Origin of the sequence: Streptomyces sp. NL15-2K (assembly GCF_030551255.1) — a bacterium.
GTDB lineage: Bacteria > Actinomycetota > Actinomycetes > Streptomycetales > Streptomycetaceae > Streptomyces.
Map to the genome: position 1 here is coordinate 3,491,156 of NZ_CP130630.1, position 21,816 is coordinate 3,512,971.

At 71.6% G+C, this 21,816-nt stretch carries 17 protein-coding genes; 7 read left to right on the forward strand and 10 right to left on the reverse strand.

Annotation, left to right across the window (positions count from 1 at the left end; genetic code table 11):
* Nucleotides 1–167 precede the first annotated feature (167 nt).
* Nucleotides 168–626, reverse strand: coding sequence for an Rrf2 family transcriptional regulator (locus Q4V64_RS15340; protein ID WP_124442570.1), 459 nt, complete (start codon nt 624–626; stop codon nt 168–170).
* Between the two features lie 84 nt (nt 627–710).
* Here Q4V64_RS15340 and Q4V64_RS15345 point away from each other — a divergent pair, with 84 nt between their 5' ends.
* Both Q4V64_RS15345 and Q4V64_RS15350 read left to right on the forward strand, forming a co-directional pair.
* Nucleotides 711–3,371 carry a beta-galactosidase gene (locus Q4V64_RS15345; RefSeq protein ID WP_124442569.1) on the forward strand — a complete coding sequence of 887 codons (2,661 nt, stop codon included), beginning with the start codon at nt 711–713 and terminating at the stop codon, nt 3,369–3,371.
* A gap of 86 nt (nt 3,372–3,457) precedes the next feature.
* On the forward strand, nt 3,458–4,570 hold the full coding sequence (locus tag Q4V64_RS15350) for a hypothetical protein (protein WP_124442568.1): 1,113 nt from the start codon (nt 3,458–3,460) through the stop codon (nt 4,568–4,570).
* A gap of 12 nt (nt 4,571–4,582) precedes the next feature.
* Here the strand turns inward: Q4V64_RS15350 and Q4V64_RS15355 are convergent, their stop codons facing one another.
* From Q4V64_RS15355 to Q4V64_RS15375, 5 genes are all read right to left on the reverse strand, one after another.
* Nucleotides 4,583–6,097, reverse strand: coding sequence for an alpha-N-arabinofuranosidase (locus Q4V64_RS15355; protein WP_124442567.1), 1,515 nt, complete (start codon nt 6,095–6,097; stop codon nt 4,583–4,585).
* A 104-nt stretch (nt 6,098–6,201) separates the two neighbouring features.
* Nucleotides 6,202–7,170 (reverse strand): arabinan endo-1,5-alpha-L-arabinosidase, encoded by a 969-nt coding sequence (locus Q4V64_RS15360; protein ID WP_124442566.1) that lies wholly within the window; start codon nt 7,168–7,170, stop codon nt 6,202–6,204.
* A gap of 22 nt (nt 7,171–7,192) precedes the next feature.
* Nucleotides 7,193–8,074 (reverse strand): carbohydrate ABC transporter permease, encoded by an 882-nt coding sequence (locus Q4V64_RS15365; protein ID WP_124442565.1) that lies wholly within the window; start codon nt 8,072–8,074, stop codon nt 7,193–7,195.
* Nucleotides 8,071–9,009 carry a sugar ABC transporter permease gene (locus tag Q4V64_RS15370; protein WP_124442564.1) on the reverse strand — a complete coding sequence of 313 codons (939 nt, stop codon included), beginning with the start codon at nt 9,007–9,009 and terminating at the stop codon, nt 8,071–8,073. The genes Q4V64_RS15365 and Q4V64_RS15370 overlap by 4 nt, the downstream gene beginning before the upstream one ends.
* Nucleotides 9,006–10,355 (reverse strand): extracellular solute-binding protein, encoded by a 1,350-nt coding sequence (locus Q4V64_RS15375; protein ID WP_124442563.1) that lies wholly within the window; start codon nt 10,353–10,355, stop codon nt 9,006–9,008. The genes Q4V64_RS15370 and Q4V64_RS15375 overlap by 4 nt, the downstream gene beginning before the upstream one ends.
* Nucleotides 10,356–10,541: 186 nt before the next feature.
* On the opposite strand from Q4V64_RS15375, the gene Q4V64_RS15380 reads away from it, so the two are divergent.
* The 3 genes from Q4V64_RS15380 to Q4V64_RS15390 are packed head-to-tail and all read left to right on the forward strand — an operon-like array spanning nt 10,542 to nt 13,889.
* Nucleotides 10,542–11,147, forward strand: coding sequence for a toxin-antitoxin system, toxin component family protein (locus Q4V64_RS15380; RefSeq protein WP_172629389.1), 606 nt, complete (start codon nt 10,542–10,544; stop codon nt 11,145–11,147).
* A gap of 59 nt (nt 11,148–11,206) precedes the next feature.
* A complete protein-coding gene (locus Q4V64_RS15385; RefSeq protein WP_124442708.1) occupies nt 11,207–12,487 on the forward strand; it encodes an MAB_1171c family putative transporter in 1,281 nt (426 codons plus the stop codon).
* Nucleotides 12,480–13,889, forward strand: coding sequence for a pyridine nucleotide-disulfide oxidoreductase (locus Q4V64_RS15390; RefSeq protein ID WP_172629388.1), 1,410 nt, complete (start codon nt 12,480–12,482; stop codon nt 13,887–13,889). The genes Q4V64_RS15385 and Q4V64_RS15390 overlap by 8 nt, the downstream gene beginning before the upstream one ends.
* Nucleotides 13,890–14,411: 522 nt before the next feature.
* Here Q4V64_RS15390 and Q4V64_RS15395 read toward each other — a convergent pair.
* Both Q4V64_RS15395 and Q4V64_RS15400 read right to left on the reverse strand, forming a co-directional pair.
* The gene (locus Q4V64_RS15395) at nt 14,412–15,263 is read right to left on the reverse strand and encodes an SMP-30/gluconolactonase/LRE family protein (RefSeq protein ID WP_124442562.1); all 852 of its coding nucleotides are present in this window, start codon (nt 15,261–15,263) and stop codon (nt 14,412–14,414) included.
* On the reverse strand, nt 15,260–16,033 hold the full coding sequence (locus tag Q4V64_RS15400) for an IclR family transcriptional regulator (protein ID WP_124442561.1): 774 nt from the start codon (nt 16,031–16,033) through the stop codon (nt 15,260–15,262). Before Q4V64_RS15400 ends, Q4V64_RS15395 begins: the two co-directional genes overlap by 4 nt.
* 258 nt (nt 16,034–16,291) lie before the next feature.
* On the opposite strand from Q4V64_RS15400, the gene Q4V64_RS15405 reads away from it, so the two are divergent.
* Nucleotides 16,292–18,184 (forward strand): glycine-rich protein, encoded by a 1,893-nt coding sequence (locus tag Q4V64_RS15405; RefSeq protein WP_124442560.1) that lies wholly within the window; start codon nt 16,292–16,294, stop codon nt 18,182–18,184.
* Nucleotides 18,185–19,043: 859 nt separating this feature from the next.
* Here Q4V64_RS15405 and Q4V64_RS15410 read toward each other — a convergent pair.
* Entirely contained in the window at nt 19,044–20,282 is a 1,239-nt protein-coding gene (locus Q4V64_RS15410) for a helix-turn-helix domain-containing protein (protein ID WP_124442549.1), read from the reverse strand.
* 3 nt (nt 20,283–20,285) lie between these two features.
* Entirely contained in the window at nt 20,286–20,438 is a 153-nt protein-coding gene (locus Q4V64_RS15415) for a hypothetical protein (RefSeq protein WP_172629387.1), read from the reverse strand.
* Nucleotides 20,439–20,677: 239 nt separating this feature from the next.
* Between Q4V64_RS15415 and Q4V64_RS15420 the strand changes: the two genes are divergently transcribed.
* Entirely contained in the window at nt 20,678–21,664 is a 987-nt protein-coding gene (locus Q4V64_RS15420) for a DUF3068 domain-containing protein (RefSeq protein WP_124442548.1), read from the forward strand.
* Nucleotides 21,665–21,816 lie beyond the last annotated feature (152 nt).

Below are 21,816 nucleotides of genomic sequence, written 5' to 3' on the forward strand. Positions count from 1 at the left end.
ACACTGAACTCGGTCATGCACATGTCAAACAGACGTACGTACGCACCCCGGCCCACGAGAGAAACATGAAGAAACCGTGAAGGCCGGAGCGCTCGCAGCGTACGCAGCCCCACCCCGGGCGGCCAGGTCGCTCTCCGGCCATTCACAGCGGCCCGTTCACAGCGTCCTCAGGGGTTGTCCCAGGCCGCCGGCTCCGCCGCCAGCCGCCGTACCGGCTCGGGCAGGGCGTCCGCCGCGAGGTCGGCGACCGTGACGCCCTCCAGGATCCGGCGGACGTTGGCGCGCAGCGCGATCCACAGCGGCAGCAGCGGCTGTGCGGTCCCGGTGTAGGCGAGGCCCGTGGGGCGCTCGCCGCGCACCGAGACGATGGGGCCGTCGACGGCCCGGATCACGTCCGCTACCGTGATCGTCGAGGCTTCGCGCGCGAGACGGTAGCCGCCGCCCCCGCCGCGTCGGCTGTCGACGACGCCGCCGCGCCGCAGATCGCCGAGGATCCCCTCGAGGAACTTGTGCGGAATGTCCTGGACGGTGGCGATGGTCTCCGCCTTCACCGGTCCGTCGTCCTGCCGTACGGCGAGCTCCAGCACCGCTCGTACCGCGTAGTCCGCCCGCGCCGAGATCCTCATATGACAATTGTGCGGTGTCCGGCCGTACAGAATGACCCACCACGGGCGGTCGCGGGACGAACAGGCAACACAGGAGGCGCTCCCTTGGGGCTCAGCAGACGTACTTTCAGCGCTCTCGCCGGTACCACGGCGCTCGGCTTCGCGCTGGGCGGCAGCGGCGGGGCTCCGACGGACGCCTCCTCGTCCCGCGGCGTGCCCACCGGCCCCGCGCCGGGTCCGCCGACCGCGGACGGGCTCGGGCACACGGTCGGCTTCGACCGGTACTCGCTGCTCGTGGACGGCAAGCGGCTGGTGCTGTGGTCGGGCGAGATGCACCCGTTCCGGCTGCCGAGCCCGTCGCTGTGGCGGGACGTGCTGCAGAAGATGCGCGCGCACGGCCACAACGCGGTGAGCACCTACGTGCCGTGGAACCACCACTCCCCCGCACCCGGGAAGTACGACTTCACGGGCGTCCGCGACCTCGACCTGTTCCTGCGGACGGCCACCGAGACCGGCCTGTACGTGATCCTGCGGCCCGGCCCGTACATCGACGCGGACATCGACAACGGCGGCTTCCCGGGCTGGCTGACGGCCACCGAGGGCCGGCCGGGCACCGCCGATCCGGCCTATCTGTCGCACGCCGACGAGTGGCTGACGCGGGTGAACGCCATCGCCGCCCGCCATCTGTTCACCAAGGGCAGGGGCACGGTCCTGCTGTACGAACTCGAGGACCGGTTCCGGAGCAAGGCGCGCGCCGACGGCATCGACGTCCCGCTCCTCCACGGCGACCAGTGGAGGAGCAGGGACGGGCGGCCCGATCCGTGGGGCGGCAAGGGGTACGCGCAGTCGCGGCGGGTCCGGGACGCGGCGTACGAGCGGCGCTCCCACCTCACCGACCTCGCCACCGGCAGCCCGCTGCACAACGCCTACATGACCTTCGGCGGCACCTCGTGGGGCTGGCTGCCCGCGCCGGACGTCTACACGTCGTACGACTACGGGGCGGCCATCGACGAGGGCCGCAGGCCGACGGCGAAGCTCACCCCGATGCACCAGATCGGGCACCTGCTGCAACGCCAGCCGGACTTCGCCAAGCTGCGCCGGGCGGCGGCGGTCAAGCCCTCGGACGGCCGGCTGAAGGTCTACCATCTGAGGAACCCGGACACCGACGCCCACGTGTACGTCCTGCGCAACGACAGCGCCGACAAGGTCACCTCGACGCTGCCCGGCACCGACTTCGACGTGCCGGTCACCGTCCCGCCCCGGGACGCCCGTCTGCTGGCGACCGGACTGCCCCTGGGGCAGCGGAAGTTGAGGTACTGCACCGTCCAGCCCATGATGTGCCTGACCGCCGGGCGGCAGGACATCGCGGTGTTCGCGGGCCCGCGCGGCGAGATGGCGCAGATCGCGCTGGACTGTCCGGACGAGCCGACGACGACCCGGATGGACGCCGAGGGTGCGTGGGCGTACGACCGCGGCGTGCTGCGGGTGAACGCTCCGCTCGGCGCCGGCGGACTGACCCGGGTCCTGGTCGAGGGCGGCGGGGGCGACCGGCCGCTGCTGCTGCTCTTCGCCGACGACGCCACCACCCTGCGGCTGTGGCCCTACGACACCCCCTCCGGCTCGGTGCTGGTGTACGGCCCGGCGCTGGTGCGTGACGTCACCCTGCGCGGCGGCACCGCGCACGTGACCGGGGACACGGTCGGAGAGACCGGGCTGGAGGTGTGGGGGCCGCGCGGTATCGGCCAGGTCACCTGGAACCAGCGCCCGTTGCGGACGCGGCCCAGCGCCAGCGGCAGCCTGCTGGTGGAGCAGCTCCTGCCCGGCGTACGCCCGGTGCCGCTGCCCGCGCTGGACGGCGGCTGGCGGCGGCGGACCGAGAACCCCGAGTCCGCCCCGGACTTCGACGACTCGGACTGGACGGTCGCCGAAAAGCCCGTACTCCTCGCGGACGACCACGGCTTCCACTACGGCGACGTCTGGTACCGGGGGCGCCTCACGGACGCCGATGACCTCGAGTCCGTCTCCCTCGCCTACAGCACCGGTACGCAGGGGCTGCTGATGGCATGGCTGGACGGGGAGCCGCTGGGCACGCACCGGATGCCGGTGCCGGACAACGGCACGGTACGGCAGGGCAGTTGGGCGGCGACCGCCACGTTCTCCGTGCCCGAGAAGCTGCGTGAGCGCGGCTCCGAGCGCGTCCTGTCCGTTCTCGTCCGGCGGATGGCGCGCGACACGTACGAGGCGGCGCGCGGGCTGACGGGGGTCACCTTCAAGGGCGCCTCACCGAAGGTGAGTTGGCGCTTGCAGGGCGAGGCGGCGGCCGATCCCGTGCGCGGGCCGCTGAACAACGGCGGGCTGTACGGGGAGCGGAAGGGCTGGCACCTGCCGGAGTTCGCCGACGGCGACTGGGAGACGGTCGGCCTCCCCCGGGCCGACGTCCGGCAGGGCGTGACCTGGTACCGGACGACCTTCAAGCCGGCCGTGGAGGGTGGTGTCGACGCCTCGATCGGGCTCGTCCTGGAGGACGACCCGGCCCGCGCCTACCGCGTCCAGATCTTCCTCAACGGCTGGAACCTGGGCCAGTACATCAATGACGTGGGCCCGCAGCACACCTTCGTCCTGCCGAACGGGATCCTCCGCACACGTGGGGCCAACACATTGGCTCTGGCGGTCCTGTCCGACGGGACCACACCGTCCGGTCCGCGGGATGTACGGCTGACACTGCTGGGGAGCGCGGCGGGAGGAGTGCCCGTGGAAGCGGTATGACCGAACGGCCCGTCCCGTGCATTGCCTTCTCCGGCGGGCTGGTGAACCGTATTTCCCCAGACCGCCGAAGACGAAGGGGGAACCCCGTGCGAAGACGGCGTTTCATCAGCGGATTAGTAGGTGCCGGGGCCGGGCTGGGCCTGGCCTCGGCGAGCGGCGGAACGGCTTGGGCCGCCCCGGCCGTCGCAGAACCCCACGACTGGCAGGCCGTCCCGGCGCCCGAGGCGACGCCGGCCGCCCAGTTGATCGACGTGGCCGCCGCGGGCCCCGACCTCGCCTGGGCCGTGGGCGAGGAGGGCCTTGACGGCGCCACCCGCGGCACGCCTCTCGCGCTCGTCTGGGACGGCGCGGCGTGGACGCGTACCGGCCTCGGTCACCTCGGCCTGACCGGCTCGCTGTGGGCCGTCGCCGGCGCCTCCGACGGCTCCGCCTGGGCCGTCGGCGGGGCGGCGACCAGCGCCGCACGGCTCCTCGCCTGGGACGGGCAGACCTGGCAGGACACCGACTTCCCCGGACGCGGGACGGCCGGGACCTCCCTCACCGGCGTCACCACCGGCCCCAAGGGCCACGTCTGGTTCTCCGGCCGGAACAGCGACGGCTCCGTGCTGCTGCACGGCCACCGGGGCCGCTGGACGTGGTTGCCACCGCTCCCGAGCGGGGCCACCGCCACGCCGTCGGGCCTGTGCCGTACGCGGTGCGGTGACGTGTGGGTCTACGGCAGCGAACTCGTCGCCCGCTGGGACGGCGACACGTGGACCGAGCTGCCCGCACCCGGCGGCATCCGCGCCACCGTGACCGGCCTGCTCCCCGTCGCCGACGACGACATCTGGCTCACCGGCTACGCCTATGGTGTCGGCGGCCCGCCCGGCAAACCGCCAGGGGTCACGCTGCTGCACGGCGACGGCAGCACCTGGACCGACGTCGCCAAGCCCTTCGGCGTCGGCAGCTTGACCGGCATCGTCGCCGACGAGCAGGGCCGGCCCGACCGCATCAGCGGCTGGGACTTCTGGGACCAGACGCGGGCCCATTACCTCCGGTGGGACGGCGCGGCCTGGGTGAGCGAGCGTGGTCCTGCCTCGACGACCCCGGTTCTCCTCAGCTCCCTTGCGCGCGTGCCCGGTTCGGGCGGCGGCTACTGGGCGGTCGGTACGACGTCCTCCTCGCCGTATCCGCCCGCCCAGATCCGCATCGAGCGGTGACGGCGGAACCGACTACGACAGCCTGATCACGTTCCAGGACAGCGGCTCCAGTACGGCGGTCAGGGTGCCGTCCTTCAGGGCGGTGCCCTCGACCGTGTGCGGGGCGACCCGCTCGGGGTCGTCGAGCGTGTTGCGGGCGTCCGGGTCGGCGTCCGCGAGGGCGCTGTGCTCGACGACCGACGTCAGGTCGAGGCCGTTCAGGCCGACTTCGAGCGGCAGCGCGTCGGTCCGGCCGCGGTTGACCGCGAAGACGGTGACCGTGCCGTCCTCGGCGCGTACGGCCGTGGCGTGCAGCAGGTCGGCCTCGCCGTACTTCTTCGTGTCGTACGTCGGCGAGTCGACGCGGACGTCGAGGACCTCGCCGCGGCCGTACTGCGAGGCCTGCGCGAATGGGAAGAACGTCGTCTGCCGCCAGGCCGGGCCGCCCGGCTCGGTCATGATCGGGGCGATGACGTTGACCAACTGGGCGAGGCAGGCGACGGTGACGCGGTCGGCGTGCCGGAGCAGGGCGATGAGGAGGGAGCCGAAGACGACGGCGTCGGTGACGCTGTAGTTGTCCTCCAGCAGGCGGGGGGCCTCCGGCCAGTCCCGCTGGTCGATGTTCTTGGCGTGCTCCTCCCACCTGGGCAGGTACCAGACGTTCCACTCGTCGAAGGAGAGGTTGATCCGCTTCTTCGACTTCAGCCGCGCGCCCACGTGGTCGGCGGTCGCGACGACGTTCTCGATGAAGGACTCCATGTCGACGGCGGAGGCCAGGAAGGAGTCGATGTCGCCGTCCTGCGGCCAGTAGTAGGCGTGCAGGGAGATGTAGTCGACGAGGTCGTACGTCTCCTGGAGGACCGTCGCCTCCCACTCGGCGAACGTCGGCATGGACTGGCTGGAGGAGCCGCAGGCGACGAGTTCGACGTTCGGGTCGATCTGGCGCATCGCGCGGGCCGTCTCGGCGGCTATACGGCCGTACTCCTCGGCCGTCTTGTGGCCGGTCTGCCAGGGGCCGTCCATCTCGTTGCCGAGGCACCAGAGTTTGATGCCGAAGGGGTCCTTGTCGCCGTGGCCGGCGCGGAGGTCGGACAGGGCGGTGCCGTCTGTGTGGTTGGCGTACTCCTGGAGTTCGAGGGCCTCGGCGACGCCTCGGGTGCCGAGGTTGACGGCCATCATGGGCTCGGCCTGGGGGCCGACCTTGCGGAGGAAGTCGATGTACTCGGAGAGGCCGAAGCGGTTGGACTCCGTGGAGTGCCAGGCGAGGTCGAGGCGGCGGGGGCGGGCCTCGGCGGGGCCGACGGAGTCCTCCCACTTGTAGCCGGAGACGAAGTTGCCGCCCGGGTAGCGGATGGCGGTGACGCCCAGTTCGCGGACGAGGTTCAGTACGTCCTGGCGCAGGCCCTTGTCGTCTGCGGTGGGGTGGTCCGGTTCGAAGATGCCGGTGTAGACGCAGCGGCCGAGGTGTTCTACGAAGGAGCCGAAGATACGGGGGTTGACTTCGCCGATGGTGAAGGCGGGGTCGAGGGTGAAGCGTGCGGTCTGCATGTGCGCCTTTCGAGGTGCGTGGTTCTGTTCGCTGGCGGCTGCTGGTGCGTGGGGGCTGGTCGCGCCCACGCGGCGGAGCCGCAAATTGATACGGCCCCGCGCCCCTAAGGCAAACCCGGCCAGCCGCTCTTTTTCCAGCTCAGCTTGTTCAGCCCTAGCTTCGGCGTGCCCTCGTCCTGCGCGTCGTAGTAGTGGTACGCCAGCCAGTCCTGGCCTCTGTCCCGGAAGACCGACTGGCCGCCCGTGCCGATGTACCTGCCGTGCCCCTCCAGCAACAGGTCGCCGCCGCCCTCCAGCATCGGCTTGCCGGTGCTGTCGGTGTACGGGCCGGTGATCTTCGTTGATCTGCCTACCTTGATCTTGTACGTGGAGTTCACGCCCGCGCAGCACGCGTCGTACGACGCGAAGAGGTAGAAGTAGCGGCCGTGCCTGACCACGTACGGGCCCTCCACCGCGTACGGCGCGTCCGGGCGGGTCGCCAGGTGGTGGACCGTGGCTCCCGGCACCGCCTTGCCCGTCCACGGGTTCAGCTCCACCATCCGGATGCCCGTCCAGTACGAGCCGAACGACATCCACAGCCGTCCGTCGGCCCTGATGATCGCCGGGTCGATGGCGTTCCAGGAGTCGGTCGTCTCGGAGGTGAAGACCTTGCCGTGGTCGGTCCAGGTGCCGGGGAGGCCGGTCCGGGAGGTGGCGACGCCGATCGCGGAGTGGTTGGTGCCCCAGGACGAAACCGCGTAGTACAGCCAGTACTTGCCCGCCCGGTACGAGATGTCCGGCGCCCAGGGGTCGGCCTTGTCGTTGTACTCGTACCACCAACTCGGCGGTTCGGCGAAGGCGTTGCCCGCGTCGTCCCAGTGCTTGGTGTCCTTCGACAGGCGGGCGCCGATGATGCCGCCGGTCGAGTACGCGACGTAGCCGCCGGACTCGAGGCGGATGACGGTGGGGTCGTGGATGATCTGCTGGCCGGTGATGGGCTGGGGGTCGGGGTAGGTCGCGTCCGCCTTGGCCGTGGTCGGGAGCAGGGCGAGGACGGCCGCGGCGAGGATCGCCGCGAGTCTGAGGCGCTTCAAGTGCCTGTCTCCTTAAGGGGAGTTACTGGCCCGCGAGACCGGTGTGGGCGACGCCCGCCACGATCTGCCGCTGGAAGAAGACGAAGACGATGATCAGGGGCAGGCCCGCCATGAGGCCGCCGGCCATGAGCTGGGCCCACTGGATGCCGTAGGAGTTCATGACGGTCGCGATGCCGTTCGGCATGGTCATCAGGTCGGGGTTGTTGGTCACCATGTACGGCCAGAGGAAGTTGTTCCACGAGGCGATGAAGGTGAAGATGCCCACCGCCGCCAGGGACGGCCTCGCGAGCGGGACGACGATCGTGAAGAAGACGCGCCAGCGGCCGGCGCCGTCGATGAAGGCGGCCTCCTCCAGTTCGCGCGGGATGCCCTGGAAGAACTTGTAGAGGATGTAGACCATCGCGGCGGGCGCGCACTGCGGCAGGATCATGCCCCAGTACGTGTCGACCATGCCCATCTGCTGGACGGTGGTGAAGAGGGGGACGCCGAGGACCGCCGGGGAGATCATCAGGCCCGCCATGACGAGGCCGAGCAGGACGTTCTTGCCGCGGAACTCGGTGCGGGCGAAGCCGTAGCCGGCCAGGGCGCTGACCGTCAGCACGATGGAGGTCACGCAGACCGACACCACCAGGGAGTTGACGAACCAGTCGGTGACGTTGCCGGTCTCGTAGAGGGCCTTCCACGCCTGGCCCGTCCAGACCTCCGGCAGCCAGTGCGGTGGGATCTCGGCCGCCTCGGCCTCGGACTTGAGCGAGGTGAGCAGGGCGGCGACGATCGGTGCCAGGAAGACGGCGGAGACGGCGACACCGATGATCGTGAGGATGATCTGGCTGGGCGTCCAGGGCTTGCGGGACTTGGTGCGTGCGGTGCGTACAGTGCGTACGGGCGTCTCGGCGGTGGTCATCGGCCGCCCTCCTCACGGTTGCGCAGCAGCCACATCCGCGCCAGGGCGATGACTGCGATGATCACGAAGAAGATGATGGACATCGCGGAGGCGTAGCCCACGCGGTAGCTGGTGAAGCCCTGTTCGAGGGTGTACTGCACGAACGACCTGGTGCTGAGCTCCGGCCCTGGACTGAAGTCCATCATCACGACGGCCTGGTCGAAGAGCTGGAGCGAGGCGAGGATCTGGAGCGCGATCACCAGGCCGGTGATGTTGCGCAGCATCGGCAGCGTGATGTGGACCATGCGGTGCCAGGCGTTCGCGCCGTCGAGCTTCGCGGCCTCGTAGAGGTGGCCGGGGATGCCCTGAAGCGCGGCCAGGTAGAGCAAGAAGCTGAAGCCGACCGTCCACCACAGGGTCTGGATGACGATGGCGAGCATCGCGTACGACTTGTCGGTCAGCCAGGGCGTGTCGAGCCCGAGGGTCTCGTTGAACAGGCCGATGCCCTGGGTGAACAGCCACTGCCACATGTTGGCGGCGACGGTCGACGGCAGCAGGAACGGCACGAAGAAGCACAGCCGCCACAGCCACTTCCCGCGCTCGATGTGGTGCGCGAGCATCGCGAGCAGGAAGGCGAGCACGGTGATGCACGGCACGACGAGGAGCGTGAAGTACGCGCTGTGGCCGAGGGCGTCCCACATCGCCTGGTCGCGCAGGGCCTCGCGGTAGTTGTCGAGGCCGACGAAACTCGCGCCCTCGCCGGAGATGTTGGCGTCGGTGAAACTGAGGTAGACGCCGCGCAGCAGCGGCCAGATCACGAACAGCGCGAAGAGCAGCAGGAACGGGGCGATGAACCAGCCCCCGTGCTGGAAGCCCTGCTTGCGGCGGACGGTCAGGGCGGCGGTCGCGGTCTTCGCGCGGGCCGGCGCGACGACGGTCTGAGCACTGGTCGTCATGCGACCGCACCTCCCTGCGCGGCGGTTCTGCCGTCCATCGGGTTCTTCGAGGCGAGGAGCTTGGTGAGACGGTTCTTCATCGTCCGCGCGACGGCGGCGGGCTTGGCGGAGCCCATCGTCGAGGAGACGACGACCGGGCCGAGGTCCTGGGCGAGCACGCCGGTGGAGCCCGCGAACCACACCTTGGGCTCGGTGGCCTGGTGGTCCATGGCGCTCACGTACTCGTTCTGCGGGGTGAGCTTCCGGTACGCGGGCGTGGAGAGGGTCGGCGTGTAGGCGGGGATGTGGCCGCCGGCCGCCCACTGCTGGGCGTGGGTGACGACGTACGCGGCCAGCTCGTGCGCGGCCTCGTTGGTGGCGCCGCCGCGGCCGGCCTGGTGGGGCAGGACGAAGGCGTGCGACTCGGCGTGGGTGGCCTGCTCGCCGAAGACGGGCGGCAGCGGGGTCGCGCCGTAGTCCAGCTTGGCGCCGGAGAAGACCGGCACGGACCAGTTGCCTTCCCAGGTGAAGGGGGCGCCGTTGATGAACTGCTCGCCGGTGGGGGCACCGGGGATGACGTAGCCGTCGGTGACGTGCTGCCGGAGGAACTCCAGGACCTGGGTCGCCTTGTCGGTGTCGAAGAGGACCTCGGTGCGGGCGTCGTTGAACCACTCGCCGCCGAGCTGGGTGTAGAAGGCGACGAAGAACCACCACTGGAAGTTCTGGTCCTGGGTCCACAGACCGATCGTCTGCAGGCCCTTCTTCTGGACCTGCTTGGCCTTCTTCAGGACGTCGAACCACTCGCCGGTGGAGGTGACCGGGATCATCCGGCCGTCGTCGCCGAGCAGGTCCGCCTTCTTCAGCACGTCCTTGCGGTAGAAGCAGAGTTGTACGTGGATGTCGAGCGGGAGGGCGTAGAGCTTGCCGTCGATGACACCGCGGTTCCACAGCGCCGGCTTGAAGTCCTTCTGCCGCACGCCGTACTTGGCCAGCAGGTCGACGTCCCAGGGGTCGAGGAGGCGGCCCGGCGAGAAGCCCGCCACCCGGCCCACGTGCATGACGCCGAGTTCGGGGGCGCGGTTGCCCGCGGCGGCCATGGCGAGCTTGGTGTAGAAGGGGTTGCCCCACTGGAGAGTGGAGTCCTTCACCGCGATGCCGGGGTGCTCCTCACGGAAGGCGTCCAGCATCGCGATCATGTTGGCGCCGTCGCCGCCGCTGAAGAGGTTCCAGTACCGCACGCGCGTTCGGGCGTTCGACGCGAGTGCGTCGGCCCCCGTACCGAGGGCGGCGAAGCCGAAACTGCCCGCGACCGCCAAACCGCCCGCGGTGGCCAGAAGTTGCCTGCGGTTCAGGTCAGGTCGTCCCATGCCCTGCCCTAACTGTTCGAGATCATCTTACGAGGATGTTCGGCATATCGAATTGTGCTCGTAACTTCGAACGGGACCGTAAAATCGAAGTCCTCGAACGTCAATGGGTCGAACAGAAATCAGTCGGGTGAGTAATCTCGGGACGAGGCCGCCGAACCGCTCCAACGGCGGTGACAAGGGGGAGTGATGGACATCGCGGGCGCGCGCAGGACCGCCGCCCGGATCGCCGCGCCGCTGCGGCGCTCCCGGCGCGGCTCGGCTATGCGCGGCCTCGTGGCCGACCTCGCCACCGCCCTGCGCACCAGACCCCGGCCGCCGGCCGACGTCCGCGAGCTGTGCCGGGCGTTGTGCGAGGAGATGAGCGTCCGCCGCGGCGGACGGCCCGTGGAACTGCGCTTCGAGCGGTTCCCCGACGAGATCGAAGTGACCGGCCTGTGGGTGGAGTTCCAGGACTTCGACCTCGTCATCGTCGAGGAGCGGGCCGAGGCCGTACAGCAACTGGTCATCCTCGGCCACGAGTTGTGGCACATGCACGCCGCGCACACCCACCACCACGTGGCGGGTACGGCGGCCGCGCACGCCCTGGCCCGCCGGCCCGGCTGGAAGGACGTGGCCCTCACCGTGGCCGCCCGCGACGGCTCCCGTGCGCGGGACGAGGCCGAGGCCGACGACTTCGGCCACCGTCTCGCCGCCGTCTTCCGGCCCCTGATGTCCGACGGGAGCACCGAGCCGCCCCTCGACCCGGTGCAGCGGACCCTGGGCTACCGCGGACACGGAGGTGGCGCGCGGTGACCACCGCCCTCGCGCCGGAGGCCGGTTCCCCACCCGCGCTGGCGGCGTCCCTCAGCGGGATGTACATCTCCTTCTGGCTGCCGACCGTGGTGCTGGCCGCCGCCCTGGCGATCAAACTGCCCAGCATCGTCAAGCTGTGGTGGGATCCACTGCTGCGCGCCGTCGGCGGCCTGCTGGTGTTCGCCTGCGCGGTGTTCGTCTTCGCGGCCCCGGGGACCATCGCCTGGACCAACCGGGTCACCGGCGTGCCGAACATCGCGGCCCCCTGGGTGTACTCCCTGCTCACCGCGCTCTCCGCGTCCTGGCTGCTGCTCATCATCGCCTGGCGCAACGGCCGCACCGAACGCTCGGCCCAGACCCGCCGCGTGACCCGGTGGGTGGTCTCCCTCTACGCGGGCGTGGTCGTCGCCCTGTGGGTGCTCTTCGCACTCGCCGACGTCCCCGTGGAGCGGACCCGGGACCTGGACACGTACTACGCCAGCACGCCGTTCATGCGCGAGGAGATCCTGCTCTACCTGTTCGCGCACACGGTGGCCTGCTCGATCACGGCCAGGCTCATCTGGAACTGGATCCGCACGGACGGCCTCGACGCCTGGCTGCGCTGGGGACTGCGCTTCCTGGGGGTCGGTTACGCGACGAACCTGCTCTTCAGCGCGGCCAAGCTCACGGCCGTCGTCGCCCGGTGGACCGGCCACGACCTGGACTGGCTGAACACCAACGTGGCACCGTCGGCCGGGAGCATCGCCGCCACCCTGGTCGCGATCGGGTTCATCGTCCCGCACGCCGGCCAGTACCTCCAGGAGCGGTGGCTGGTCCGCCGCCGTCACCAGAGCCTGAAGCCGCTTTCCCGGCTGATGCGGGGCGTCACGGGCAGCCGCGAGCCCGTCGCCCTGCGCAGCACATCGGAACTGCGCCTGATCCGCCGCGAGACCTTCATCCGCGACGGCCTCCTCCAGCTGTCCCGGCACCTCGACGAGGACCTGCGCGGGCGGTCGTACGACGCGGCGCTCGCCCTCGGCTTCGAGCGCGAGCGGGCGCGGGCGGTCGCCGCCGCCGTGATGATCCTGGACGCGGCGGCACGCGAGCGGTCCCCGGAGACCGACCGGGGCGACCGCGGGCCCGCCCCGTCCGGCGAGTCCGGCCCGTCCACGCTTTCCGCCGCTTCAGACCCTTCGGGCCGTTCCGCCCCTTCAGCCCCTTCAGCCCCTTCAGCCCCGGACACCACGTATCTGCTGCGCGAGATCCAGGGCGTGTCCGAAGCCCTTCGCCGCCCCGACGACATCAAGGCGGTCCGCGCCCGCGCGGCCGCCCCGGCAGAGAGCGTGTCCGTGCATGAGTGACCGTCCCATCCCCGCCAGAACCGCCGTAGTCCTGGGGGGATCCCATACGGGCATGCTCGCGGCGCGCGCCCTGGCCGAGTTCGTCGACCGGGTCGTCGTGGTCGAGCGCGACGAACTGCCCGCCGGCCCCGAACCCCGCAAGGGGCTGCCGCAGGCGCGGCACGCCCACATGCTGTGGTCGGGCGGGGTACGGGCCGTGGAGGAACTGCTGCCGGGCGTCACCGGGGCGCTCCGGGACGCCGGGGCGCGGCGGCTGCCGGTCACGACGGACATCGTCGCCCTGGGAGGGCGGGGCTGGTTCCGGCGGTGGCCCGAGTCCCACCACGTGATCCTTGCCGGGCGGGATCTGCTGGACGCGACGATCCGCGCGCGGGTCCTCGCGGACGAGCGGGTCGAACTGCTCGGAGGCACGGAGGCGGTGGGGCTGGAGGGCACCTCGGCGGCCGTCACCGGGGTCCGCGTGCGCGGGCTGCTCGACGACCGCGAGCAGGTCGTCGAGGCGGGCATGGTCGTCGACGCCACCGGCCGCGGCTCCGGGGCGACCCGGTGGCTGACGGCCCTCGGGCTGCCGGAGGCGGAGCGTCGCGAGGTCGACTCCGGCCTGGCGTACGCGAGTCGGCTCTACCTCGCTCCCGAGCAGGCCCGGGACGGCTTCCCGGTCATCAATGTGCAGCCCGAGCCAAGCGAGAAGGGCCCCGGCCGGGCGGGCTTCCTGCTGCCCATCGAGAACGGCCGGTGGATCGTCACCCTGAACGGCACCCGTGGCGGCGAACCCTCCACCGCGAACGACGACTTCGTCCGGTACGCGCGCGAGGAGCTGCGGCATCCGGTCATCGGCGAACTGCTCGAGTGCGCCGAGCCGCTGTCCGACGTGTCGTTCACCCGCACGACCGTCAACCGCCGGCACTTCTACGAGCGGATGCCGGTGTGGCCCGAGAACTTCACGGTCCTCGGCGACGCGCTCGCCGCGTTCAACCCGGTCTACGGGCACGGGCTGGCGGTGGCCGCCCAAAGCGCCGTGCTCCTGCGGGATGCGATACGGCGTCAGGGGTGGGCCGCGCCGGGACTGTCCCGTCGTATCCAGAAGGCGGTGGCCCGGCCGGTCGGGGCGGCCTGGGACCTGGCCATCGGGCAGGACGTGTTCTACCCGGGCGCGACGGAGAACGGGCCGACACTCAGGGACCGGCTCGTGGCCGCGTATGTCGGCCGCCTGATGTACACGGCTACCGGGAACGGCCGAATCGCCCGGCGGGTGACCGATGTGACGTCGCTGGAGCGGGGGGCGGAGGTGCTGCTGACACCGTCGGTTCTGCTTGCGGCGGCGGTGGGCCCACTCAAGCCGGCGCTTCGGCGACCGCCGCTGACGGCGGAGGAACTCAAGCGAGCGGGGTTGCAGGGCTGAGGGTGGCTGGGGCGGGGCGGGGGCGCTGCACAACCCGGCGCTAACGGGGTGCCGCCCCTCTTTGGGTCGGGAGCCGCCCTAGGCGGCACGAATGCCCGCGGATTGCGAGAAGTGGCTGCCGACGGATCGCCCGTATGGGACACCGTGAGGCTGCGAGCACCGCCCCGCCCCGCCGCCAGGCTGCGGGCACCACCTCACCCCGCCGTCAGGCTGCGGGTTCCGCCCCACCCCGCCGCCAGGCTGCGGGCACCACCTCACCCCGCCGTCAGGCTGCGGGTTCCGCCCCACCCCGCCGCCAGGCTGCGGGCACCACCTCACCCCGCCGTCAGGCTGCGGGTTCCGCCCCACCCCGCCGCCAGGCTGCGGGCACCACCTCACCCCGCCGTCAGGCTGCGGGTTCCGCCCCACCCCGCCGCCAGGCTGCGGGCAGTCGTGCCGCTGGGGCGGCTCCCGACCCACAGAAGGGCGGCAACCCGTTGGCGCCGGGCTGCGCGACCTACCCCCGCCCAGCAGCAACTGTCCTCAGCCAGCGAACGCCGGTTGCGGCAGCCCCTTCCCGGCGCCCCGCACCACCAGCAACGACCCCGCCACAGGATGCGGCGCCGAAAGCCCCACCCGAGCAGTAGTGACGTACAGGTCGCTCAGGTCCGCACCGCCGAACGCACACGCCGTAACCCGAGGCACCGGCAGCTCGATCACCCGGTCCAGCTCGCCGCCCGGCGTATAGCGCCGCACCGCTCCCCCGTCCCACAGCGCCACCCACACGCACCCGTCCGCGTCGACGGTCAGCCCGTCGGGAAAGCCCGCGCCCTCCTCGATCTCCACCAGCGGCCGCCGGCCCTGCGCGCGCCCGGCCGTGAAGTCGAAGACGTCGATCCGGCGCGTCGGCGAGTCGATGTAGTACATGAGCCGTCCGTCGGGGCTCCACCCCGTGCCGTTGCTCACCGCCACGTCGTCGAGGACGACCTCGACCGAGCCGTCTCCGGTGAGACGGGAGAGCGTACCGCCGCCCGGTGCCTCGTCGTAGCGCATGGTGCCGGCCCACAGAGAGCCGTCGGGTGCGACGGCGGCGTCGTTGGCGCGGCGGCCGGGGACCGGCTCGTGGTGCAGCCAGCGGAAGGTGTCGTCGGGGTCGAGGAGGCCGACGCCGTCGCGGAGGTTGAGGACCAGCCCGCCGCCCGCGCGCGGCTTGACCGCGCCGACGTGCTGCTCGGTCGTACGGGACGTACGACGGCCCGAGACGGGGTCGTATGTGTGGATCTGGGAGCCCAGGATGTCGATCCAGATCAGCTGCCCCGCCGCCGCGTCCCAGGTCGGGCCCTCGCCCAGCTCCGCCTCCGCGCGTACCGCCACCTCGTACGAGTACGTCGTCATGCCACCCTCCGGTGCCCGAGGCGCTCCGACAGTTCGGCGGCGCCCTTCGCGGCGAGCTGCTCGAGCTCGACGCGGCGCTCGTCGCTCCAGCGGATCATCGGCACGGAGATGGACAGCGCGGCGACGACCCGGCCGGTGCGGTCGTGCACCGGGGCGGCCACGCAGGAGACGTCCGGGTTGGACTCGCGGCTCTCCACGGCGACGCCCCGCTGCCGGATCTCGGCCAGGGCCTCTCGCAGGGCGTCCGGTTCGGTGATGCTGTTGGGCGTCATCGCGATCAGGTCGGCATCGTCGGGGAGGCGCGAGCTGAGCTCGTGATCGGGGAGGGAGGCCAGCAGCATCTTCCCGACGGAGGTGCAGTGGGCGGGCAGCCGCCGGCCGGCCGCCGACACCATGCGTACGGCGTGCGTGGAGTCGACCTTGGCGATGTAGATGACGTCGGTGCCCTCCAGGATCGCCACGTGCACGGTCTCGTCGCAGGTCTCGGCGACCGAGCGGGCGACCTGCTGGCCCTCGGCGGCGACGTCGAGCTGCTCGGCGTACCGGCTGCCCAGCTGGTACGGGCGCACTCCGAGCCGGTAGCGTCCCGGCTGGCCGGGCACCTGGACGATGTACGACCGGGCGGCGAGTGTGGTGACCAGCTCGTGCACGGTGGTGCGCGGAAGCTGCAGCTTGCGCACGATGTCGGGGGCGGAGAGCGTCCCGTCCCCGTCGAGGAAGAGCTCGAGAATGTCGAGAGCCCGGGTCACGGCAGGTACAAGGCGTCCCACGATCGGCCCCCTCCCTTGTTTCTAAGGCGTCTGTGTTCGAAATTTCAACAGACGATCGGCATGACGAACACAGGCTAGTCATAGAGGTTTGCCCGGGCAATGGGCGTGCGAGTCACTTCCGTCGCTCCGGCCGCTCCCGTACAACCTTTTTCTCCACTTCGCGGTCTCACTCGTGGTGAATCGGTGATGATCTCTGATCGTCTCTGATCGCCTTCAGAAGCTCCTTGGGGGGAGCTTGCCCGAGCTATGGAGTGGTTGATGAAGCGGGATTCCCTTGAGCTGCGTCGTGTCCGACTGAGACGTGGCGCGGCGACGGTCGCCCTCGTGGCGCTGGGCGCCGGGGGCGGCTGGGCAGCGGTACCGGCCGCGGCGGCGGACAGCAAGGCCGCGGGCAGCGCGTGCGTGCCGACGGCGGGCTTCACGGGCTGCCGGCTGTACGACTTCACCGGCGACAAGGCGGGCTTCCAGGTCCCGTCCGGCGTGAACTCGCTGGACGTGCGGGCCTGGGGGCAGGGCGGCTGGGGCAGCAGCATGGCGACCGGCGGCGCGGGCGGATACACCGCGGGCTCGCTGAAGGTCACGCCCGGCGAGACGCTGTCCGTCGCGGTCGGCGGGTACTACAGCGGAAAGGCGTTCGGCGACGCGTTGGGCGGCGCCGGCGGGGGCGGCTGGGCCGAGCCCGGCGGCAACAGCAGCGCCATCCGCACCAGCGGCGGCGACGCACTGGTGATCGCCGGCGGCGGAGGCGGCTCCGGCAGCATCACGAGGGGCTACGGTTCCGGCGGTGCCGCGGGCGGCGAGAAGGGCCAGGACGGCTCGGAGGCGGGCCTCGGCGGCAAGGGCGCCGACAAGGCCACCGGCGGCGCGGCCGCGGGCAACGGCGCCGCGGGGGCCGACGCCACCGCGGGCGGCCGCGGCGGTGCCGGCGGCAAGGGCAGTTCCGGCGGTGGCGGCGGCGGTGCCGGTTACGCGGGCGGCGGCGGTGGCGCGGGCACGGACGACCCCAGGGGCGACGGCAGCGGCAGCGGCGGAGGCGGCACCGGGTACGCCGACCCCGACCGGGTGACCGGCGCCCGCCTGGAGAGCGGCGACCGCAACACGGCGCCCGCGAAGGACGACCCGTTCTGGTCGAAGGGGTGGGAGCCGGAGACCGAGGGGATCGCCGAGGGCGGCGCCAACCTCATCGGCGGCAACGGCCGCGTGGTGATCCAGTGGAAGGGTGCCGTCGCGCCCGCCGAGCTGAGCCCGGCCACCCCCGCAGAGCAGTCCGTCGAGCCGGGGTACGAGGTTCCCGCGATGGCCGCGGTGGTCCGGGACAAGGACGGCAAGCCGGTCGAGGGCGTCTCGGTGAAGTTCGCGATCAACGACCCGGAGCAGCTGGGCCTGAACTTCGGCGAGCGCGAGAACACCTCGTCCGTCGTGTTGGCGAGCGACGCCCAGGGCCGCGTGCAGACGCCGGTCATCTACACCAGCAGCAGCAAGAAGGGCGACTTCACCGTCCGCGCGACGGCAGCGGGTCTCTCCACGGACTTCACCGTGCACGTGAAGAACCTCGCGAACGAGGTGAAGGTCGTCGCGGGCGACAAGCAGCAGGCCGAGCCGGGGCAGCCCTTCGGCGAGGCGCTGCAGGCCGTGGTGACCGACTCGGGCAAGCCGGCCGTCGGCGCGAAGGTGGACTTCCGCGTCGAAGGCGGCGACTGGGAAGGCCCCGAATTCGAGGGCAAGTTCTCGGGCGTCCAGGAGATCGCCGACGCCGAGGGCAAGGTCACCGCGCCGGAGCTGGTCGCCGGTGACGAGCTCGGCACGTACACGATCACCGCGACGGTCGGCGGCGGCGCGTCCGCCACCTTCACCGTCGAGGTCGTCGAGAAGGTCGGGACCGACCCGTCCGCGTCGCCCACCCCCAGCCCGACCGGCTCCGCCGACAACGGCACGGGTGGCACCGGGGACGGTGACGGCAACGGCTCCGGCAACGGCACCGGCGGCTCCGGCAACGACAACTCCTCGCAGCTCACCGGCGGCGGCCTGGCCAGCACCGGCGCGGGCGGCATCGGCCTGATGCTGGGCGCGGCGGCCGCCCTCGCCGCGCTGGGTGTCGCAGCGGTCCGTTTCTCACCCCGCCTGCGGGTGCGTTTCCAGAACCGCCGCTGACCTGCTGACGCCGGTCGATCATCCGACCGGGGTGCGGGGCGCCGTCGCGCGCCCCGCACCCCGGTCGTTTCACGTGCGCGGCAGCGCGGCGCGGCGGGCGGTGCCGAGGGCCTCGACCAACCCGCGCACAGCCACGGCGATCGGGCCGCCACCCGCGAGACGACGCACACGCCGACGTCGCCGAACCGCCACACGCGCACCACCCCGCGCGAGGCGGCGAACGATCCCCAGGCCCTCGACAACCCGCGCACAGCCAAGACGATCCGGCCGCCACCCGCAGGGCGACGCACACGCCGCCGCCATCCCCGCAGCCCGGCGAGTGCGGCGGGACGGCCGGAGCGACGCCCAGGAGCCGTCGCTCCGGCCGCGCCCGTGGGCGGCGCGCATCACAGCGTCGTCGATCCGCCGCGGCGAGTACGGCGAGACGGCGAGCGGCTTCCAGCAGCCACCGCCCGGAGCGACGCTCAGAAGCCGTCGCTCCGGCCGCGCCCGTGGGCGGCGCGCATCACAGCGTCGTCGATCCGCCGCGGCGAGTACGGCGAGACGGCGAGCGGCTTCCAGCAGCCACCGCCCGGAGCGACGCCCAGGAGCCGCCGCTCCGGCCGCGCCCGTGGGCGGCGCGCATCACAGCGTCGTCGATCCGCCGCGGCGAGTACGGCGAGACGGCGAGCGGCTTCCAGCAGCCACCGCCCGGAGCGACGCTCAGAAGCCGCCGCTCCGGCCGCGCCCGTGGGCGGCGCGCATCACAGCGTCGTCGATCCGCCGCGGCGAGTACGGCGAGACGGCGAGCGGCTTCCAGCAGCCACCGCCCGGAGCGACGCTCAGGAGCCGCCGCTTCGGGACTCGCCCGCGGGCCCACTCACTTCCGCCCCCGCGTCTCCCCCAACGTCCCCCGCAACCGCTGTGCCCGCAGCACCAGTTCGAGTTCGAAGCGGCGGTCCGGGTCGTCGATCTCGTCGCCCCACAGTTCGCGGATCTGGCGGAGGCGGTAGCGGACCGTCTGGGGGTGGACGCCCAGGCGGGCCGCCACCTCCGGTGCCCCGCCCCTGGTTTCCAGCCACGCCAGGAGCGTCTCGGCGAGGCGCCGGCCGTGGGTGGGGCCGCGGTGGGTCAGCGGGGCCAGGCAGCGCAGGGTCAGGTCGTCGATCAGTTCCTCCGGCTGGAGCAGGACCAGCGCCTCCGTGTGCTCGGTGCAGTACAGGACCTCGCCCGCCGGCAGCAGGTCCCGCTCCATCAGCCGTACCGCCGCCTCGGCCCAGCGCAGCGACTTCGCGGCGTCGGCGAGGGGGACCGGCGGGCCGATCGCCCCGGCCCAGCCCGTCAGGGCCCGGTGCAGCAGCTCGGGTCGGCCCGCGGCGTCCGGCTCGGGGACGACCATCCGCGGCTGCTCGTACTCCATGTCGAGCAGGACCCCTTGCCCCACCGCGGGCGCCACCGCTTCCCGCGCCGGGCGCAGCAGCACGCCCACCGCGACCTTCTGCGGCAGCGGCCAGCCGATCCGCGCGGCCCGTTCGGTCAGCGCGTCGGCCGGGTCGCCCCGGTGGTGTTCGGCGAGCAGCAGTTCCATCAGGCGGCGCTGGAGGCGTAAGCGTTCCCCGGCCTGCCGTGCCGCCGCCTCCGCGTAGCCGCGTACGGACTGGTCGACCAGGCCGTCGAGGTACTCGTAGCCCGCGTCGACCAGCTCGTACATCGCCGGTGGCGGGATGTCGACGCGCTGGCCGATGTCGGCGAAACGGCGCCAGGCCAGCCGTACGCCCATCCGGTAGATCGCCTGGAGCGAGTCGAGGCTGCGGCCGCCCAGGCCCTCGCCGCGGCCGAACTCCTGGAAGACGCCCGGCGGGACCGTCGGGCGGCCCTCCGCGGTCTCCAGATGCTGGACGAAGACCTCGATGGCGCGGCGGATGCCGATCAGTGCCATCGGCTCGCCCGACTCGTCGAGGACGACGGGCAGATGCGGGTACTCGCGGCGGATCTCGCGCATGATCTCCTCGGCGAGCGCGGGCGCCTCGGCCATCGCGATCGCCGCGAACTGGCGTACCTGGAAGCGGGGTACGTCGTGCCAGGCCGAGCGGGTGACGGTTGCCGGGTGGCTCGTCACGGGTCAACTCCCCTGGCCTGCTTGCTCATACGTGATCAAGGGGGTGTTCGGCTGGTCGGGTCGCGCCTCCAGCAGCGCGACGACACCGAGCGCGGCCCCGACCGCGAGGGCGGCGGCGAGCGCGACGGTGAGTGCGGCTGCAAGCAGTCTGGACATCGCAGGGTCAGCCTCTCTGTCCGGAATACATCCGGAATCTGCGGAATCCGTCCCGAATCGGTCCGGAATCCGTACGGCATCGTCCGAGTCCGTACGGAGGTCGCCCCACCCGGGCGTCCCCACCCTGTCTGTCCGGCCCAGTGTCGACAAGACATTGACACTCCGTCAAGAGGCGCCTACGGTTCCCGGCCCATAGAACGGCCCGAACTCCGCAATCCCACGCCCCCAGGAGTGCCCGGATGCGCCGTACAGCCTCACCCCTTTCCCTGATCCTGCTGGGCCTCGGCACGTTTCTGCTGGTCCTGGCGCCCTTGCTCGCCTGGTACGTGGAACCGCGGGCCGCCGTGAACCCCATCGACATCGACACCACCGCCGTCTACCGCGGCACGGGCAGCGTCTTCGACACCGAGCGGATCGAGACCGTGTCCGACCAGCGGATCACCATCACCCAGCGGGTGCGCGCCAACGTGGACGACAGCGAGCGCAGCGGCAACGCCGTCTGGGACGTGACGACCACGGTCGACACCGACAAGTCGCTGCCGGCCGCCGACCCGCACGACGCGCTGCTGTTCAACCCGCACCGCTGGGTCATGGATCGCAAGACCACCAAGCCGGTGCACTGCTGCGAGGAGACCCCGTACATCGAGGGCGAGGCCTACCTGAAGTTCCCCTTCGACGTGCGCAAACGCTCCTACCAGTGGTGGGACAACACCCTCGGCGGGACGGTCGTACTGGACTACCAGGGCACCAAGAAGATCCAGGGCTACACGGGATACCGGTTCACCGGCACGGTCCCGCCGACGAAGGTCGGCTCCCGGCTGGTGCCCGGCAGCATCGTCGACGAGCCCGGCCGGCCGCAGGTGCTGGCCGAGGAGTGGTACTCCAACCACGGCGTGGAGCTGGTCGTCGACCAGGCCACCGGCCGGGTGATCTACGCGCAGGTGGGCCCGAGGCAGACGCTCAGGGCGCCGGGGGCGAAGAAGGACGCGGCGGTGCTGCTGGACAGCCGGAAGATCGCCTTCACCACCGACACACAGAAGGAGGCCGTGCGGCAGGCGAAGCAGGACAGCGGTCAACTGCGCCTGGTGGGCGAGGTCTTGCCGGTCGGGGCGGCTGTGGGCGGATTCGTCCTGGCGGTGGCGGGGGGCGTTTTGGTGGCGCGAGGGCGGCAGCGACCGGAATCGACCGATACGGCCGTTACGCCAGAGCCGTCGCTCACGATGTGACGTGACGTCAGCTCTAATAAAGCCGGAAATTGTCACGTGCGTGAGTAGCCGTGGCGGACGGCTCGGCGAAAACTGTCCACCCCACCCGAGCACAGTCCGTCCACACCCACCACGCAAGAAGCACTCAGATCCCCCACAGGAACGCAAACCCT

What these genes read in the sequence shown, in the direction of transcription:
- Q4V64_RS15340 (WP_124442570.1), bottom strand. Translation starts at nt 626, where the DNA reads ATGAGGATCTCGGCGCGGGCGGACTACGCGGTACGAGCGGTGCTGGAG.
- Q4V64_RS15395 (WP_124442562.1), bottom strand. Translation starts at nt 15,263, where the DNA reads ATGACGACGTACTCGTACGAGGTGGCGGTACGCGCGGAGGCGGAGCTG.
- Q4V64_RS15405 (WP_124442560.1), top strand. Translation starts at nt 16,292, where the DNA reads ATGAAGCGGGATTCCCTTGAGCTGCGTCGTGTCCGACTGAGACGTGGC.
- Q4V64_RS15390 (WP_172629388.1), top strand. Translation starts at nt 12,480, where the DNA reads ATGAGTGACCGTCCCATCCCCGCCAGAACCGCCGTAGTCCTGGGGGGA.
- Q4V64_RS15380 (WP_172629389.1), top strand. Translation starts at nt 10,542, where the DNA reads ATGGACATCGCGGGCGCGCGCAGGACCGCCGCCCGGATCGCCGCGCCG.
- Q4V64_RS15375 (WP_124442563.1), bottom strand. Translation starts at nt 10,355, where the DNA reads ATGGGACGACCTGACCTGAACCGCAGGCAACTTCTGGCCACCGCGGGC.
- Q4V64_RS15355 (WP_124442567.1), bottom strand. Translation starts at nt 6,097, where the DNA reads ATGCAGACCGCACGCTTCACCCTCGACCCCGCCTTCACCATCGGCGAA.
- Q4V64_RS15365 (WP_124442565.1), bottom strand. Translation starts at nt 8,074, where the DNA reads ATGACCACCGCCGAGACGCCCGTACGCACTGTACGCACCGCACGCACC.
- Q4V64_RS15370 (WP_124442564.1), bottom strand. Translation starts at nt 9,009, where the DNA reads ATGACGACCAGTGCTCAGACCGTCGTCGCGCCGGCCCGCGCGAAGACC.
- Q4V64_RS15385 (WP_124442708.1), top strand. Translation starts at nt 11,207, where the DNA reads ATGTACATCTCCTTCTGGCTGCCGACCGTGGTGCTGGCCGCCGCCCTG.
- Q4V64_RS15420 (WP_124442548.1), top strand. Translation starts at nt 20,678, where the DNA reads ATGCGCCGTACAGCCTCACCCCTTTCCCTGATCCTGCTGGGCCTCGGC.
- Q4V64_RS15415 (WP_172629387.1), bottom strand. Translation starts at nt 20,438, where the DNA reads ATGTCCAGACTGCTTGCAGCCGCACTCACCGTCGCGCTCGCCGCCGCC.